The 1242-nt window shown below is 72.5% G+C and carries 2 protein-coding genes; one reads left to right on the forward strand and one right to left on the reverse strand.

Features of this window, described 5'->3' with window-relative positions; genetic code table 11:
• The first annotated feature begins 49 nt into the window (after window positions 1–49).
• Entirely contained in the window at window positions 50–247 is a 198-nt protein-coding gene (locus Q0L15_RS21260) for a PspC domain-containing protein (RefSeq protein ID WP_296606746.1), read from the forward strand.
• Here the strand turns inward: Q0L15_RS21260 and Q0L15_RS21265 are convergent.
• A complete protein-coding gene (locus Q0L15_RS21265) occupies window positions 211–1107 on the reverse strand; it encodes a glycerophosphodiester phosphodiesterase family protein (protein WP_296606748.1) in 897 nt (298 codons plus the stop codon). The two genes, Q0L15_RS21260 and Q0L15_RS21265, sit on opposite strands and share 37 nt — an antisense overlap.
• Between the last annotated feature and the right edge of the window lie 135 nt (window positions 1108–1242).

The following is a 1242-nucleotide window of genomic DNA, read 5'->3' on the forward strand; positions in this document are numbered from 1 at the left end:
GGGTCGAGCCCACCACCCCCACCGACGCGAACGACCCCGAGGAGATCCGATGAACGACCTGCGCATGAAGAACCTGGTCCGCCGCCGCGACGACCGGATGGTCGCCGGCGTGTGCTCCGGGGTCGCCGACTACCTGGGCGTCGACGTGACGCTCGTCCGCGTGCTCGCGGTCGTGGCACTGGTGTTCAGCTTCGGGGCCGCGCTGGTGGCCTACGTGGCCGCGTGGATCCTGATGCCCGAGGTCTGAAGAGTCTGAAGCCGGCAGGCCTCGAGCGTGGTGTCGGGGTGGTCGGTGAACAGGCCGTCCACCCCGGCACCCACCAGCGCCTGGGTGTCCTCGATCGAGTCGGTCTCGTCGCGCAGGGTCCACACGTGGACCTGCAGCCCGGCCGCGTGCGCGTCGGCGACCAGGCCGGGCGAGACCAGCTCCTTGTCGACACCGACCGCGTCGGCGTACTCCGCCACCCGCCGCAGGCCCGTCCCGGTCACCAGGTCGACCCGGCCGGTCGCGCTCACCAGCTGCACCAGGGGGCGCGACGTCCGCGACCGCAGCCACCGCAGGTTGCCCGGCTCGAAGGACTGGACGAACACCGGCAGGTCGCGCCCCGCGAGCGCCGCCAGCAGCGGCTCCTCCAACGCCAGGCCGATCGTCGCGAAGTACGACGGGTGCTTGGTCTCCGGGTACACCCCGATGGCCCGGCCCAGGCGCTGCGACTCCGCCTCGACGAGCGTGAGGATCTCGTCGAAGGTCGGCACCTCGTAGCGCCCGTCGTACCGCGTGTTCCGGGGCCGCAGGTCCGGCAGCCGCTCGACCGCGCGCAGCGTCTTGAGCTCGGCCAGCGTGAAGTCCTCCACGAACCAGCCGGTGACCTCGCGACCGTCGACCACCTTGGTGGTCCGCCGGCCCGCGAACTCCCGCCGGTTCGCGACGTCGGTGGTGCCGCCGATCTCCGCCTCGTGCCGGGCAACGAGCACGCCGTCCCTCGTCGCGACGAGGTCGGGCTCCACGAAGTCGGCGCCGAGCGCGATCGCGAGCCGATACGACGCGAGCGTGTGCTCCGGCCGGTAGCCGGACGCCCCGCGGTGGGCGATGACGAGCGGTGTCATGGGTCCACCAGACGCGGGTCGAGTGGCGCCAATGCGGGAGCGACATGAACCCCAGGTGACAGGATGACGGCCATGACGTCCCCCACCGGCGCCCCCAGCCTCGGCCGGATCGAGACCGTCCCCGCGCTCGACCGT

The organism is Nocardioides sp. (assembly GCF_024509035.1).
Lineage (GTDB): Bacteria > Actinomycetota > Actinomycetes > Propionibacteriales > Nocardioidaceae > Nocardioides.